The 13,662-nt window shown below is 75.9% G+C and carries 12 protein-coding genes; 1 reads left to right on the top strand and 11 read right to left on the bottom strand.

Annotated features, from left to right (window positions below; genetic code table 11):
• Positions 1-22: 22 nt before the first annotated feature.
• The 4 genes from AC067J_RS16540 to AC067J_RS16525 all read right to left on the bottom strand — a co-directional run bounded on the left by AC067J_RS16540 (position 23) and on the right by AC067J_RS16525 (position 5,126).
• Entirely contained in the window at positions 23-1,210 is a 1,188-nt protein-coding gene (locus tag AC067J_RS16540; RefSeq protein ID WP_478299734.1) for a DUF2510 domain-containing protein, read from the bottom strand.
• Positions 1,211-1,443: 233 nt separating this feature from the next.
• On the bottom strand, positions 1,444-2,253 hold the full coding sequence (locus AC067J_RS16535; protein ID WP_478299732.1) for a 3-oxoacyl-ACP reductase: 810 nt from the start codon (positions 2,251-2,253) through the stop codon (positions 1,444-1,446).
• Positions 2,254-2,262: 9 nt separating this feature from the next.
• Positions 2,263-3,579: an aldehyde dehydrogenase family protein gene (locus AC067J_RS16530; RefSeq protein WP_478300091.1), complete on the bottom strand. Its 1,317-nt coding sequence runs from the start codon at positions 3,577-3,579 to the stop codon at positions 2,263-2,265.
• Positions 3,580-3,704: 125 nt separating this feature from the next.
• The gene (locus AC067J_RS16525; protein ID WP_478299730.1) at positions 3,705-5,126 is read right to left on the bottom strand and encodes a glutamine synthetase family protein; all 1,422 of its coding nucleotides are present in this window, start codon (positions 5,124-5,126) and stop codon (positions 3,705-3,707) included.
• Between the two features lie 153 nt (positions 5,127-5,279).
• On the opposite strand from AC067J_RS16525, the gene AC067J_RS16520 reads away from it, so the two are divergent.
• Positions 5,280-6,017 (top strand): gamma-glutamyl-gamma-aminobutyrate hydrolase family protein, encoded by a 738-nt coding sequence (locus AC067J_RS16520; RefSeq protein ID WP_478299728.1) that lies wholly within the window; start codon positions 5,280-5,282, stop codon positions 6,015-6,017.
• A gap of 90 nt (positions 6,018-6,107) precedes the next feature.
• Here AC067J_RS16520 and AC067J_RS16515 read toward each other — a convergent pair whose 3' ends face one another.
• The 7 genes from AC067J_RS16515 to chrA form a co-directional block, all read right to left on the bottom strand.
• Complete coding sequence (locus AC067J_RS16515; protein WP_478299726.1) at positions 6,108-6,971, bottom strand: SGNH/GDSL hydrolase family protein; 864 nt, start codon at positions 6,969-6,971, stop codon at positions 6,108-6,110.
• Between the two features lie 97 nt (positions 6,972-7,068).
• Entirely contained in the window at positions 7,069-8,307 is a 1,239-nt protein-coding gene (locus AC067J_RS16510; protein ID WP_478299724.1) for a beta-ketoacyl-[acyl-carrier-protein] synthase family protein, read from the bottom strand.
• Positions 8,304-8,678 (bottom strand): acyl carrier protein, encoded by a 375-nt coding sequence (locus tag AC067J_RS16505; RefSeq protein WP_478299722.1) that lies wholly within the window; start codon positions 8,676-8,678, stop codon positions 8,304-8,306. Before AC067J_RS16505 ends, AC067J_RS16510 begins: the two co-directional genes overlap by 4 nt.
• Positions 8,679-8,724: 46 nt before the next feature.
• Positions 8,725-10,176 (bottom strand): MFS transporter, encoded by a 1,452-nt coding sequence (locus AC067J_RS16500; protein ID WP_478299720.1) that lies wholly within the window; start codon positions 10,174-10,176, stop codon positions 8,725-8,727.
• Between the two features lie 91 nt (positions 10,177-10,267).
• A complete protein-coding gene (locus AC067J_RS16495) occupies positions 10,268-11,173 on the bottom strand; it encodes a class I SAM-dependent methyltransferase (RefSeq protein ID WP_478299718.1) in 906 nt (301 codons plus the stop codon).
• A gap of 126 nt (positions 11,174-11,299) precedes the next feature.
• A complete protein-coding gene (locus tag AC067J_RS16490; protein ID WP_478299716.1) occupies positions 11,300-12,253 on the bottom strand; it encodes an acyl-ACP desaturase in 954 nt (317 codons plus the stop codon).
• A 77-nt stretch (positions 12,254-12,330) separates the two neighbouring features.
• The gene (chrA, locus tag AC067J_RS16485) at positions 12,331-13,491 is read right to left on the bottom strand and encodes a chromate efflux transporter (protein ID WP_478299715.1); all 1,161 of its coding nucleotides are present in this window, start codon (positions 13,489-13,491) and stop codon (positions 12,331-12,333) included.
• Positions 13,492-13,662: the final 171 nt, after the last annotated feature.

Raw genomic sequence — 13,662 nt, 5'->3', positions numbered from 1 at the left:
TGCGGGTCCGGCAGGCCGGCGGTCAGGTCGTCGCGGTGCCGGCGCCACCGTCGTCGGGCCCGCCGGGGAAGCCCGGGATGGCCGGCAGCTTGCCGCTGTAGTCGTCGATGCCCTTCACGATGGTGTCCATCAGCGACACCTCCGGCGCCTTGGCGGTGATGTCGAAGCCGAGGTGCACCGAGACCAGCGACTTGCCGTCGGCGGACGGGAAGACCACGGTCTGCACGTAGCCGTCGTTGCCCTTCGCCGCGTCGACCTTCCAGCGGACCAGGTAGCCGTCCCGGCCGTCGACCTTCACCGCCTCGGACTTCAGCTCCTCGTGCGAGACGATCTCGTTGTACGAGTCCTTGGCCGCCTTCTCGATGTCGGCCTTGGCGGCCGTCTGGACGTCGGTGCCGCCGCCGGCGATCCGGCCCGTGTTGGCACCGCCGAGCGAGCAGGAGCCGCCGCCCTCGCACTCGTACTGGCCGATGCTGAGCGCGGCGAAGCCGTCCCGGGTGGTGCCGCCCTCCCAGCCGGACGGGACGGGCAGGACGAGGCGGTTCACCACGTCGACGGCCTTGTCGCCGCCCTTGGCGGTGCCGCCGCCCTGGCCTCCGCTACCGCCGTTGCCGCCGTTGCCGCCCTTGCTGTCACCCCCGCCGCCGTTGCCCTTGCCGTTCCCGTTCCCGTTCCCGTTGCCGTTCCCGTTGTTGCCGTTGTCACCGTTCCCCCGGCCCTGGTCCCCGGGGCCGCCGAAGTCCGGCAGGCCCCGCCACGGGCCCCCGCCGTAGGTCCCGTCCTGCGGGACGGGCCGGGCCGACCGGCGCTCTTCCCCGTGGTCGTCCATCGCCAGGTAGGTGATGCCCGACCCGGCGCCCAGCCCGAGCAGGGCCGCCACCGTCGCGGCGACGACCAGCTTGGACGGCCGGCGCCGCCGCTTCGGGGGCGGCGGCACGGGCGAGCCGTAGGCGGTGCCGAAGGGGGGCGGCTCCGGGTAGCGGACCGACGGCCCGCCCTCCAGCACCTCCCCCTCCAGCACCCGGGTCTCGGCGGTCGCGTCCGACCCCGGAGCACCGCCCGCCGGGGGCTCCGGCGGCGTCGGCGCGTCCGAGGGTGCGGGCCGGGTGCTGGCCGTCCAGCCCGTGCCGTCCCACCAGCGCTGCGGTCGCGGATCGCTGGTGATGTCCTTCGGGTCCGGGTACCACCCGGCGGGAATCTGCTCGCTCACGACAGAGAATCTAAAGGGAACCGGATAAACGCGATATCAGCTGGACACCGAATTCCCGGCATTTTCCATGAGATTACGGTGAGAAGCGGCGCGGGCCGGATCGGGCGGGCCCGCGCACCGTCCGGACGGCCGTCCCCGGCGGCCTCCGTCCGGTCCCCGCCGTGCGCGGCGGGGACCGGACGGAGGCCGGACGGAAGCCGGACGGGAAGCCCGGTCGCGGGCCCTCGGAGCCGCTACAGCGGGGTCACGTAGGCCCCCGAGATCCCGCCGTCGACCAGGAACTCGCTCGCCGTGATGAAGGAGGAGTCGTCGCTGGCGAGGAAGGCCACCGCGGCGGCGATCTCCTCCGGCCGGGCGAAGCGGCCGAGCGGGATGTGCACCAGCCGCCGGGCCGCCCGCTCCGGGTCCTTGGCGAACAGTTCCCGGAGCATCGCGGTGTCCACCGGCCCGGGCGAGAGCGCGTTGACCCGGATCCCCTCCCGGGCGAACTGCACGCCCAGCTCACGCGACATCGCCAGCACCCCGCCCTTGGAGGCGGTGTAGGAGATCTGCGAGGTCGCCGCGCCCATCCGGGCCACGAAGCTGGCGGTGTTGATGATCGACCCGCGCCCGTGCCTCCGCATGTAGGGCAGCGCGGCCTTGCAGCAGAGGTAGACCGAGGTCAGGTTGACCTCCTGGACCTTGCGCCACATGTCCAGCCCGGTGGTCAGGATGGAGTCGTCCTCCGGCGGGGAGATGCCCGCGTTGTTGAACGCGACGTCCACGCTGCCGTACGTCTCGTAGGCCTCGTCGAACAGCGCCTCGACCATGTACGGGTCGGTGACGTCGGTGTGCACGAACAGGCCGCCGACCTCCTGCGCGGCCGCCTTGCCGGTGGCCTCGTCGAGGTCGGCGCAGACCACCCGCGCTCCCTCGGAGGCGAGCCGGCGCGCGGTGGCCAGGCCGATGCCGCTGCCGGCCCCGGTGATCACGGCGGTACGGCCGACCAGCCGCCGGCAGACCGGGGCGTCGGACTCCTGGGCGTCCTGGGACTTCCGGGTCACGGTGTGCTCCTACTCCTCGGTCCGGATGAAGACGTTCTTGGTCTCGGTGAAGTGGGCCAGCGCGTCCGGCCCGAGCTCCCGGCCGACGCCGGACTCCCCGAATCCGCCGAACGGCGTCCAGTAGCGCACCGAGGAGTGCGAGTTGACGGAGAGGTTGCCCGCCGCGACGCCCCGGGCCAGGCGCAGCGCCCGGCCGACGTCCCTGGTCCAGATCGAGCCGGAGAGGCCGTAGCGGGTGGCGTTGGCGAGCCGCAGGGCGTCCTCCTCGTCCTCGAAGGGCAGCACGACGGCGACCGGGCCGAAGATCTCCTCGGTGACCGCGGGCACCTGCGGGTCGGTCGGCGCCAGCACCGTCGGCGGGTACCAGAAGCCGGGGCCGTCCGGCACGGTGCCGCGGGCCAGCACCGGCAGGTCGGGGGTGACGTACGACGCCACCCGGCGGACCTGGGCGGCCGAGATCAGCGGGCCGAGCTGGGTCCGCGGGTCGGTCGGGTCCCCGGTGCGGACCGCTTCGACGGCGGGCAGCAGCAGGGCGAGGAAGTCGTCGTAGGCCTCGCGCTGGACCAGGATCCGGCTGCGGGCGCAGCAGTCCTGGCCGCTGTTGTCGAGGAAGGACATCGGGTCGGCGGCGCCCGCGAGGTCGGCGTCGGCGAAGACGATGTTGGGGCTCTTGCCGCCGAGTTCGAGGGTGACCCGCTTGGCCCGGGCCGCGCAGCGGGCGGCGACCTCCTTGCCGACGGCGGTCGAGCCGGTGAAGACGATCTTGCGGACGGCCGGGTGGTCGACCAGGGCCCTGCCGGTGGTCGGGCCGGCGCCCGGGACGACCTGGAACAGGCCCTCGGGCAGCCCGGCGGCGAGGGCGAGTTCGGCCAGCCGCAGCGCGGTGAGCGGGGTGGCCTCGGCGGGCTTGAGCAGGACGGCGTTCCCGGCGGCGAGGGCGGGCGCGAAGCCCCAGGCGGCGATCGGCATCGGGGAGTTCCACGGCGCGATCACCCCGACCACGCCGATCGGCTCGTGGAAGGTGACGTCCAGGCCGCCGGCCACCGGGATCTGCCGCCCGGTCAGCCGCTCCACGCCGCCGGCCGCGTACTCCAGCAGGTCGCGGACGTTGCCCGCCTCCCAGCGGGCGGTGCCGGTGGTGTGGCCGGCCTCGGCGACCTCCAGGGCGGCGAGTTCGGGGATGTGCACCTCGACCTGGTCGGCGAAGCGCCGCAGCAGGCGGGCCCGTTCGCCGGGGGCGAGGGCGGCCCAGCCCTGCTGCGCCTTGACGGCCCGCTGGACGGCGGCGTCCAGCCGGTCGGGGGTGGTGTCCGGGAGGGTGGCCAGGGTCTCGCCGGTGGCGGGGTTGAGGACGGTGGAGGTGGCGGGCCCGGTGCTCGGGCCCGCGGGGTCGGCGGTCTCGGTGGTGGTGCCGGTGGTGCCGGCGGTGCCGTTGGTGGTCTCGATGGTGGTCACATCCGCTCGAAGGATCGGTAGCGCTCCCAGTCGGTGATGGCGCTGTCGTACGCGGCCTGTTCGACCCTGGCCATGTGCAGGTAGTGCTCGACCACGTCGTCCCCGAACGCGGCCCGGGCCGTCTCGCCGGCGCCCCACAGGTCGGCCGCCTCGCGGAGCGAGCCGGGCACCCGGGCGTAGTCGTCGACGGCGTAGGCGTTGCCCAGGCAGGGTGCGGGCAGCTCCAGCTTCTGCTGTACCCCGTGCAGCCCCGCGGCGATCATGCCGGCCACCGCGAGGTAGGGGTTGACGTCCCCGCCGGGCACCCGGTTCTCCATCCGCAGGCCCGGGCCGTGGCCGACCACCCGGTACGCGCAGGTGCGGTTGTCCCGGCCCCAGGCGACCGCCGTCGGGGCGAAGGAACCCGGGCGGTACCGCTTGTAGGAGTTGATGTTGGGCGCGTACAGCAGGGTGAACTCGCGCAGGGCGAGCAGCTGCCCGGCCAGGAAGTGCCGCATGGTGTCGGTCATCCGCCCGTCGGCGTCGGCGAAGGCCGGCGCGCCGACGGCGTCGCGCAGCGAGAGGTGGATGTGGCAGCTGTTGCCCTCGCGCTCGTCGTACTTGGCCATGAAGGTGAGCGCGCAGCCGAGTTGGGCGGCGATCTCCTTGGCGCCGGTCTTGTAGACGCTGTGCTGGTCGCAGGTGGTGAGGGCGTCGGCGTAGCGGAAGGCGATCTCGTGCTGGCCGAGGTTGCACTCGCCCTTGGCGGACTCCACGACCAAGCCGGCGCCGGCCATCTCGGTGCGGATCCGGGAGAGCAGCGGCTCGACCCGGGCGGTGCCGAGCAGCGAGTAGTCGACGTTGTAGAGGTTGGCCGGGGTCAGGCTGCGGTAACCGCCCTGCCAGGCCTGCTCGTAGGTGTCGCGGAAGACCAGGAACTCCAGCTCGGTGCCGATGTCGGCGGCCAGGCCGTGCTCGGCCAGCCGCTCGATCTGGCGGCGCAGCAGTTGGCGGGGTGCGGCCTCGACCGGGCGGCCGCCGTGCCGGGCGAGGTCGGCGGTGACCTGGGCGGTGCCGGGCTGCCAGGGGGTGAGCCGGAGGGTGGCGAGGTCGGGGCGCATCGTGAAGTCGCCGTAGCCGGTCTCCCAGGAGGAGAGCGCGTAGCCGTCCACCGTGTTGAGGTCGACGTCGACGGCGAGCAGGTAGTCGCAGGCCTCCGCGCCGTTCTCGGCCACTTCGTCGAGGAAGAATCGGGCGGCGAAGCGTTTGCCCTGGAGCCGGCCCTGCATGTCGGTGAAGGCGAGGGCGACGGTGTGGATCTCGCCCGCGTCGACCAGGGCGCGCAGCTCGTCCAGGGGGAGCGGGGCGCGGGGCGGCGCACCCGGGGTGGCTCCTGCGGGCGCGGCGGCGCTGCCGGGCGCGGCGGCGTGGTCGGACATGGCCGGCCTCCTCCTCCATCACGCTGCGAGATCGTTCGGTCACAGCGAACCGTACGGCCTGCCACTGACAGCACGGAAGAGGGCGGGCGGGTGTGGCGCGCCGATATGCGTGGTTGGCGGTGTATCGGGTGGTGCGGGAGGAGAATGCCCGCCATGGATCGCAGGCCTTTTGTCGGCGTCAGCACCTATCTGGTGGACGCGAGTTGGAGCGACTGGAGGGACCGCCGGGTGGCCCTGGTGCCCGAGCGGTACACCTCGTACGTACGGGAGTCGGGCGGGATCGCGGTGCTGCTGCCGCCGGACGCCCCGGAGCGGGCGCCGGAGGTGCTGGCCCGGCTGGACGCCCTGGTCATCGCGGGCGGGCCGGACATCGACCCGGCCTACTACGGGCAGCGGCCGCACCCGCTCACCGATGTGGACACGGGCGAGCGGGACGTCTGGGAGTGCGCGCTGCTGCGGGCGGCGCTCGCGGCCGGCATGCCGCTGCTGGGCATCTGCCGGGGCATGCAGGTGTTGAACGTGGTCTGCGGCGGGACGCTGGTGCAGCACCTGCCGGACGTCGTCGCGGTGGACGTGCACACCGGCTCGCCCGGCAAGTACGGGACGCACGTGGTGCGGCCGGTGCCCGGGACGCTGCTCGGCGGGCTGCTTCCGGAGCCCGAGCTGACCGTGCCCACCTTCCACCACCAGGCGGTGGACCGGCTCGGTGCGGGCCTGCGGGTCGGCGCGCACGCGCCGGACGGGACGGTGGAGGCGGTGGAGGGGCCGGGGTTCACGCTGGGCGTGCAGTGGCACCCGGAGCAGGGCGACGACCTCCGGGTGATGCAGGCGCTGGTCCGGGCGGCCACCGCGGCGCGGGCGGTGCAGCTGGAGGCCGTCGAGGTCGGGTAGCCGCCGCCCGTCCGCCCGCGCCCGCGCCGGCTCCCCCGACGGGTGCGGGCGCGGGCGCGGGTGTGCGGACGGCTGACGCCCCACCGGCGCTCAGGCGGTGGCCGTCGCCGGGCCGCCCGCGGCCGCGGTCGCCGTCGCCCCGGCCGCGGGCAGCCGGGCGGCGGCGGCGAGGAGGGCGGGGAGCATGCGGGCGGCGTGCTCTGCGTAGCCCCGGGGGCTGGGGTGGACCCCGTCGGGGCCGAGCAGGTCCGCGCGGTCCCGGAACTCGGGGCCGGAGGACGGGGCGAGCTGCGTGCCGGAGCGCTCGGCGGCGCGGGTCTGCCGGCGGGCGAGGCGCCGGGAGCGGTGCCCGCCGAGCAGGCGGGCGGGGATGCGGAAGCCGGGCGCGTGGCCGGGGTCGGGGCAGGGCACGACGACCGGCTGCCAACCGGTCTCGCGGAGCCGCCCGAGCAGCAGGGCGAAGCGGCGGGCCGAGCGGCCGAGGGGCAGCGGGAGGAGGACGTCGTTGCCCCCGACGATCACCACCGCGAGCCCGGGCCGCAACCGCGCCGCCCTGGCCACCTGGTGGCTCAGGCCGGTCGTGGTGGCGCCGACCCGGGCGAGGACGCGCAGCTCGACCGGCCGGTCGAGCCGTTCGCCGAGGGCCTGGGCGAGCCGGGCGCCGAGCGTCTCCTCGGGGCGGCCGGCGCCGAGGCTCCGGGCGAGCGAGTCGCCCAGCATGAGCAGGGTGACGGGCCGCTCGTCGGCGGGTTCGGCCGGGCCGTAGCGGCCGTCGGCGAGCGGCGCCGACCAGTCGGCGGGCGGGCGGCGCATCAGCAGCCGGCTGTAGAGCCGGGTGGCGGCGAGCCGGGCCCGTACCAGGGGGCGTCGGGCGGCGGGGGCGGTCCGGCGGGCGGCGGGGGCGGCTGCGGCGTCCGGGGTGGTCGGGGTGACCGGTGCGGTCGGGGCGGGCATGGCGGGGCTCCGGGGCAGGCGGACAGGCGGACAGGCGGACAGGCGCGAGGCGAGAGGCAGGAAGACGGGCAGACGGGCAGGGGCGTTCGGACGGAGGTCAGCCGGAGGTCAGGACGACGGCCGCGTTCTGGCCGCCGAACCCGCTGGAGACCGAGACGGCGGCCTGGAGCCGCACGCGCCTCGGCACCTTGGTGACCACGTCGAGGTCGATCGCGTCGTCCGGCCGGTCGAGGTTGGCGGTGGGCGGGATCAGTCCGTGCTGCAGGGTCAGGACGGTGACCGCCGCCTCGATGGCGCCGGCCGCGCCCAGGCAGTGCCCGATCACGCTCTTGACCGCCGTGACCGGGGGCGGCTCGCGGAAGACCTGCCGCAGGGCGGCCGCCTCCGCGAGGTCGTTGAGCGTGGTGCCGGTGCCGTGCGCGTTGACGTGCCCGATCTCGTGCGGGGCCAGTCCGGCGTCGGCGAGCGCGACCCGGACGGCGCGCGCCAGGCCCGCACCGTCGGGGCGGGGCGCCGTGAAGTGGTGGGCGTCGGCGGCGGAGCCGTGGCCGGCCAGGTGGGCGTGCGGGCGGGCACCGCGGGCCCGGGCGTCCGCGGCGCGTTCCAGCACCAGGACGCCCGCGCCCTCGCCGAGCACGAAGCCGTCCCGGTCCGCGTCGAACGGCCGGGAGGCGCCGGCCGGGTCGTGCCGGCGGCGGGAGAGCGCGCCGAGCCGGTCGAAGGAGGTCGCGACCATCGGGGTGCGGCCGCTCTCCGCGCCGCCGGCCAGCACCACGTCGCAGGTGCCGGCCCGGAGCAGGTCGCAGGCGATGCCGAGGGCGGTGGTGCCGGACGCGCAGGCCGTGCTGGTGACCAGGTTGGGCCCGCGCGCGCCGAGGTCCAGACCGACCTCGCCGGCGGCCATGTTGGGGATGGAGCGCGGCACCATCAGCGGGGAGACCCGGTCCGGCCGGCCGTCCGCGAGCCGTCCGTACTCGGTGGCGTGGGTGTCCGTGCTGCTGGCGCTCACCCCGAGCACCACGCCGACCCGGTCCGCGTCCCATCCGGCCGGGTCGAGTCCGGCGTCGGCGACGGCCTCCCGGGCGGCCAGGACGGCGAGTTGGGCGAACCGGTCGAGCCGCCGGGCCAGCCGTCCGCCGAGCAGCGCGACCGGGTCGAAGTCTCCGGCCTGGCAGGAGAAGTCGACGTTCAGCCCGGCGAGGCGCGGGTCGGCCCGGGCGGTCGGCCCGCCGCCGAGCAGGTGCTCCCAGCCGGCCGCCACGCCGAAGCCGGCGGGGGTGACCAGGCCGAGCCCGGTCACCGCCACCGACCGGGCGGCCGCCGTGTGAGCGCTCAACTGACGGCGCCCGCGGTCAGATCGGCGCCGGCCAGCGGGACGCCACCGGGAGCCGGCACCGTTCCCGCGGCCGTCCCCGCAGCCCTTCCCGCGGCCGTTTCCGCAGCCGTCCCGGAGGGCGGGCCGGACGGCGGGACGGCGCCGACGGTCAGGACGCCGTCGGCGTGGGCGAGCAGCCCGCCGAGCGTGGAGTCCGGCCGGATGTCGCTGACCGTGACGCCGATCCGCTCCTCGACCAGCAGGGAGAGTTCGACCAGCGCGAGGCTGTCCAGCTCCAGCGAGGCCGCCGTCGCGTCGGGCGTGACCAGCTCGGCCGGGACGTCAAACTCCTCGACCAGGCAGTCGCGCAGGACGGTGAAGGCATCGGACATGGGGCGTTCCTTTCGATGGCGAGGAAGGTGTGAACGGCCGGGCCGTTCAGTCCGGTTCGGGGACGAGGACGGGCCCGGGCACGGGGTGGCGGCCCGGCAGCCGGAACCAGGCGAGCGGGACGGCGACCGCGGCCACGGCCCCGCCGACCCGGGCGGCGGCGGTGAGCCCGGTGGTGAACGCGGCCGGATCACCGGTCGCCGCGTCGGCCGTGCCGGGAGCGACGGTCGCGGCGGTGGCCAGCACGGAACCGAGCACCGCCACGCCGAGGGTCGAACCGACCTGCCGGGTCGCGTCGTTGAGGGCCGATCCGACCCCGGCCATGGCGGCCGGCACGGCGCTCATCACCAGCTCGGTGGCGACCGGCGCCAGCAGCCCGGCGCCGAACCCGGAGACGGCCTCGAAGGCGAACACCGGCGCGTCCCCCGACTCCACGCCGAGGCGGCCGAGTTGGACGAACCCGGCGGCGATCAGCAGCTGCCCGGCGGCCACCGGGACGCGCGCGCCGGCATGCCGGGCGACCACCGGGCCGAGGACGGCGCCGACCGCCAGGCCCAGCGAGAGCGGGACCATCCGCACCCCGGCCTGCCAGGCCGAGAGGCCGCGGACCTGCTGGAGGTAGAGGGTCAGCAGGAACATCGCGCCGAACATCGCGAAGGACATCAGCGCCAGGCAGAGCGTGGCCGGCCAGACCGGCCCGTCGCGCAGCAGCCGGACCGGCACCATCGGCGCGGCGCAGCGGAGTTGGCGCAGCACGAAGAGGGCGAGCAGCAGCCCGGCGGCGGCGAGTGCGGCGAGCACCTCGGGGCTGGTCCAGCCGCGCCCGGGCGCCTCGATGATCCCCCAGACCAGGGCGAGCAGGGCGGCGCAGGAGAGCGGTGCGCCGAGCCGGTCCAGCGGCCGCGCCTCGGGGTCGCGCGACTCGGGGACCACCGGGGTGGCCGCCAGGATCGCCGCCACCACGGGGACGTTGAGCCAGAACGCGGCCTGCCAGCCGTGCCGTTCGACCAGCCAGCCGCCGACCACCGGGCCGAACAGCGCGCCGACGCCGGCCACCGCCGCCCAGAGCCCGATCGCCCGCCGCCGGTCGTCCGCCCCGGGCAGGACGTGCACGACGGTGGAGAGCGTGGCGGGCATGAACAGGGCGGCGCCGACGCCCATCGCGCAGCGGGCGGCGACCAGCGGGGCCGGGCCGTCGCCGAGCGCGCCCGCCACCGAGGCGAGCGCGCACACGGCGAGCCCGGTGGCGAAGGCCCTCCGGCGGCCGTACCGGTCGCCGAGTGCTCCGGCGGCGAGCACGCAGCCGCCGAGCGCGAGCGCGTAGCCGTCGACGATCCACTGGGTCTCGGCCAGGGTCGGGCCGAGGTCGGCGCGCAGGCCGGGGATCGCCACGTTGAGGACGGTGAAGTCGAGTCCGAGGAGGAAGAGGGCGGCGCAGACGACGGCCACCGCCGCCCACGCCCGCGGCCTGGCCACCGGCCCGGCCGACGGCGCGGTCACCGGGTCGGCCGACGATCCGGCCGACGGCGCGGCTTCCGGTCCGGGCCCGCCTTCTCCGGTTCCGGTTCCGGTCGAGGGGTCCACGGGGGCCTCAGACCGGCAGCCGGAGCGGTTCGTCGCGCCGCCGGAAGCCGATCCGGTAGAGCGTGGCGGCGCCGCGCAGGAAGGTGACCTCGCAGGCGCGCAGGTAGCGGCGGTAGCGGCGGAAGCCGTCCGGGCCGACCAGTTCCTCGGCCTCGGCGCGGGCCCGCAGCAGCCGGGCGGACCAGGCGCCCAGGGTGCGGGCGTAGTCCTCGGCCGAGGCGCGGACGGCGGTGACCGCGAAGTACGGGTCGCAGGCGGTGACGATCTCGCCGAGCCGGGGCAGCACCGCGCCGGGGAAGATCTCGGCGGCGACGAAGGAGCCGACCGGGCCGTCGCCCCCGGCCACGCCGTCGTACGCGATGGTCTGCAGCGACATCCGGGCGCCGGGGCGCAGCCAGCCGTGGCAGCGTTCGAAGTAGCCGCGGTAGGCGGCGAGCCGTTCGGCGGCGTCCATGTCGGCGGTGGCGAAGTGCTCGAAGGCGCCGATCGAGACGATGCCGTCGTAGGGCCGCTCGGGGCGGTGGCCGTCCCAGCTCTCCAGCCGGACGTCGACGCCGGGCAGGCCGAGCGCCCGCACGTGGGCGTGCTGGGCGCGGGAGAGGGTGAGCCCGGCGGCCTCGCCGGCCCGGCCGGTGAGGACGGCGTGGGTGAGCAGGCCGCCCCAGCCGCAGCCGACGTCGAGCAGGCGGAACCCGGCGTCGGAGGTGGCGCCGGCCAGGTCGAGGTGGAGGTCGAGCTTGGCGCGCTGGGCGCGGGGCAGTGCGGTGGTGTCGGGCTCGCCGGGGGCGATGCCGTCCCAGACGGCGGCGGAGTAGCTGAGCGTCTCGTCGAGCCAGAGGGCGTAGAACTCGTTGCCGAGGTCGTAGTGGAACTCGATGTCGGCGGCGCTGGTGCCGACGGTGGTGGTGGTCATGCCTCTCCTGTTCGGGGTCGGGCGGGCGGCACCGGGAGGGCGACGCGGGACGGGCGGCGCGTGGGCCGGCGCCGCGTGGGCTGGACGGAACGGCGGCCGGGCGGCCCGGCGGTGCGGCTGGACGCCTCAGGCGGTGGCGGCCTGCTCACGGCGGGCCCGGACGGCGAGCGCGTGGTCGCGGCGTTCGACGAACCGGGCGGCCCGGGCGTCGAGCCCCTCCAGGTGCGCGGCGATCCGCTCGCGGGCCTGCTCACCGTCGGGGCCGAGGCCGGTCAGTTCGAGGACCTTGAGCGAGCGGAGCAGCGGGACGAGCACCTCGTCGTGGTGGACCCGCAGGTCGTACACGCCCGCGACGGCGATCTCCCCGGCCAGGCGGGCGAAGCCTGGCATGCCCTGGCCGGGCATGGCGAAGCCGCGGACGGTGGCGTCGAGGGTGACGAGCACCCGGTCCGCGTCCAGTTCCAGTGCGGCCCGCAGCAGTTCGCGGTAGAAGACCATGTGCAGGTTCTCGTCCTGGGCGACCCTGGCGAGCAGGCGGTCGCAGACCGGGTCGCCGCTGAGCCGGCCGGTGTTGCGGTGGCTGACCCGGGTGGCGAGCTCCTGGACGGCCGCGTAGGCGACGATGCCGAGCACGCCGGCCGGTTCGGGGACGGCGCCGGCGGCGACCTGGGCCATCCGGGCGCGTTCCAGGGCGATCGGGTCGACGGCGCGGGAGGCGTGCAGGTAGGCGCGGATGGCGGCGGCGTGCCGGTCCTCCTCGGCGGTCCAGTGGTGCAGCCAGGCTCCCCAGGCGCCGTCGCGGGAGGTCTGCGAGGCGATGGTCCAGTGGTAGCCGGGGAGGTTGTCCTCGGTGAGCAGGTTGACCACCAGGGCGGAGCGGACGGCGGGGGCGAGTGCGGAGTGCTCGGGCCGCCAGGGTTCGCCGTCGAGCGGGCCGTCGAAGTCCCGGCCGAGGCTCCACGGCACGTACTGGTGCGGGAACCACTCGCGCGCCGAGTCGATGTGACGATTCATCAGTTCTTCGGCGGCGGGCTCCAGCTCGACGAGCCAGTGGACGGCTTCCGCCGTGGTGATCTTCACGGGCGCCGATCGTTGCGCAGGCGCACGGGGGCGCGCAAACCGGCTTCACCCGGTCGGGTGAGCCCCTTCCGGAGGATTCACGCCACTGGCAGACCGGCCGCCGAGGCGAGCGCGCCGGCCGCTCCGGCGGCCAGCAGGGCGAGCACGACTCCGCGCCGGGCCGCGACCAGCCAGAGCAGTGCCCCGGCCAGGACGCCCCACTGCCAGGCGTGGTCCAGCGCGGCGGCCAGCGGCACGGCCGATCCGGCGATGGCGCCGATCACGGCCGGCCCCGCGCCGGTGAGGAAGTCCTGCACCCGCCGGTCGGCGCGGAGCCGGTCGAAGTGCCGGCCGCCGAGGATCACGAAGAGGAAGGACGGTGCGAAGGCGACCGCCGCCGCCAGCAGTCCTCCGACGATCCCGGCGGCCGCGTAGCCGACCACGGCGACGGTCTGCACCACCGGGCCGGGGGTGACCTGGCCGAGGGCGACGGCGTTGAGGAACTGTCCGTCGGTCATCCAGTGGTAGCGGTTGACCGCGTCGTCCCGCATCAGCGGGATGATCACGAAGCCGCCCCCGTAGGAGAGCGCCCCCACCTTGAACGCCACCCAGGCGACCGCGCCCAGCCCGCCCAGCGCGGGCAGCCCGACGGCGAGTGGCAGTCCGGCGGCCGCTCCGGGCCGCAGACCGCCGGCCCGGGACCGGACGGCGGCCTCGGCCAGCCCCGACGCGACCAGGACCAGCACCAGCCAGGGCCCGGTCGCGATCGCGGCCACGGCGCCCGCCAGCGCGTACCCGGTCCAGCGGGCCCGGGCGGCCCGCCCCCGCCCGGCCCGGCCGAAGCTCGCGGGGATCAGCGAGGTGGCGGCCTGGGCGGCTACCGCCGGGACCGCCGCCCCGGCGCCGGCCGCCGCACCGAGCACCGGGAGCGGCGGGTCGCCGGCCAGGAAGAGCACCGCCAGCGCGAGGATCAGCGCCAGCCCGGGGGCGATGAAGCAGACCCCGCCGACCAGCGCGCCGGGCGTGCCGCGCAGCCGCCAGGCGGTGAACACCGCCAGCTGGGTGGAGGCCGGCCCGGGCAGCAGGTTGGTCGCCGCGATGCCGTCCTCGAACTCGGCGGGGGTCAGCCAACCGCGCCGCTCCACGCAGAGCCGCCGCAGCAGCAGGATGTGCGCGGGCGGCCCGCCGAAGCCGAGCACCCCGATCCGGCCCCACTCCCGGGCCACCACGCCCAGACTCACCCGACCGGTCCGGTCCATGCGCGACTCCCCTGTTCGACGGCGGCGCGAGGATACCGGGCGGGGGTTACGGCACGGCAATGACAACGGTCTCCAGTGCAGCCTTTGGATCTTCGTTCGATCTGAGGTTCACTTTCGGAGGCAGGGCAGTTGCGCCCCCTTCCCCACCCCCGCACGTCCAGGAGAGGACTT

The sequence above is a fragment of the Kitasatospora sp. NPDC042419 genome, from assembly GCF_056437345.1.
The sequence above is the reverse complement of the archived record's forward strand: the minus strand, read 5'-3'. Positions and strand labels throughout refer to the sequence as shown.